Source organism: Bacillota bacterium, from assembly GCA_024655925.1.
Lineage (GTDB): Bacteria > Bacillota > DTU025 > DTU025 > JANLFS01 > JANLFS01.
Genome location: JANLFS010000135.1, coordinates 5,003 through 6,600, shown reverse-complemented (window position 1 = coordinate 6,600; position 1,598 = coordinate 5,003). Strand labels below are relative to the sequence as shown.

Genomic DNA, 1,598 nt, shown 5'->3' with positions numbered 1-1,598 from the left:
AACGTAGTCACTAGTAATCTTGGCTGCGTTCAATCCATCGATGACTATTGACTGGCGGTACCACTCATCTACTTGCCTCTCGTTCGCCCGCGCCAACCAGCAAGGCCCCCTCCCCAAATTCAACGTGATTTCGGCATTCCCAGTTCTCATGTTTGGGTTCGCAAGTTTCGTGCCCGTCACGAGACGAGTGACGAAAAACGCGCATACCAGGGGCTATGATGGTCGGCCTCAGGGATTCACAGTGCAGGGCGCACTTCACAGGGGGGCACAGTCCTGCTGGACCGCACTGTCAGGTGATGGTGCAAGTAGCACGGCATAGTGCGTAGCGCACGTTGTCAGGCATTACGTCTGCTGTTGATCGCGAGACCCATTTGTCTTGCCTTCCGCATGACAGTTGTGCGATGGACCCCAATCTCGCGAGCTATCCTTTCGAAGCTCGAGCCGGATTCGACAGCTTTCTTAATGCGGTCGAGCTCGGTCCGGCGCATGGTCTCCCGAAACGTAGATCTTTCTGGTAGTGCTTGTGATCCCGCCGCTCCGATTTCGGGGGGCAGATCGGCCCTCCCAATGATTCCCTCTCTACTCACTACAAGCGCACGTTCGATGGCGTTCTCCAACTCGCGTATGTTGCCTGGCCAGGCATAGGATTGTAGGACTGCCACGGCCTCGGGAGATATCCCGGTCGAAAGACCGTACCGATCATTGAGCTTCTTAAGGCAATGGAGAGTAATAGGGAGTATATCTTCCGGGCGGTCACGGAGCGGCGGAACATGGATTCTGATGACATTCAAACGATAGTAGAGGTCTTCACGAAACCTCTTGGCCTCTACCAGTTCCTTGAGGCTTTCCCTGCTTGCTACCAGGAAACGAACATCCACTGCCATCGGTCGCGTACCGCCAAGGCGCTTTATCTCACGGTCCTGTATCACACTCAACAACTTCGACTGGAGGCTTGGCGCCAGGTTTCCGATTTCGTCAAGGAACAGAGTCCCACCCGTGGCGACTTCAAGCACCCCCACCTTCCCCTCCTTTCTTGCGTCTGTGAATGCTCCACCCTCATAACCGAACAGTTCGGCTTCAAGGAGTCCCTCGGGGATTGCACCGCAGTCCACTTTGACAAACGGCCCTTTGTTCCTGGGGCTTACCTCATGTATAAACCTTGCAATCACTCCTTTCCCAACTCCCGATTCACCTTCTATGAGCACCGTAGCATCGAACTGAGAAGCCCGTCCGGCAAGATCCACGACCTGCTCCATGGCTTTGGATGAGAACACGGGGCCGTCAAGGCCGTGCCTACGGCGCAATTGTATGATCTCGCTCTTATACCGTAAGGCCAATTCTCTGGTCTGTAGGAGATCGTTCTTGGCCTTCCTGAGTTCAGTTATGTCTCTTGACGCACTGACCACGTGAGTGATCTTACCCGTGCTGTCCCGGAGCGGCACAGTCGTCACTTCAATGACTCTTCCACTACGCGGATAATCTTGTTCGTTCATCTGGGGCTGGCCTGTCGATAGCACCTGCATTACTACTGAGCGACTGAAGTAACCTTCCCTGACCAGGTCTGAGACATGGCGTCCAATTACTTCTTCCCGCGTGTA

The 1,598-nt window shown here is 54.6% G+C and carries 1 protein-coding gene; it reads right to left on the bottom strand.

Features of this window, described 5'->3' with window-relative positions:
* Window positions 1-335: 335 nt before the first annotated feature.
* Window positions 336-1,598: sigma 54-interacting transcriptional regulator (locus tag NUW23_14605; protein ID MCR4427390.1), on the bottom strand; the 1,263-nt coding region annotated here is incomplete at its 5' end.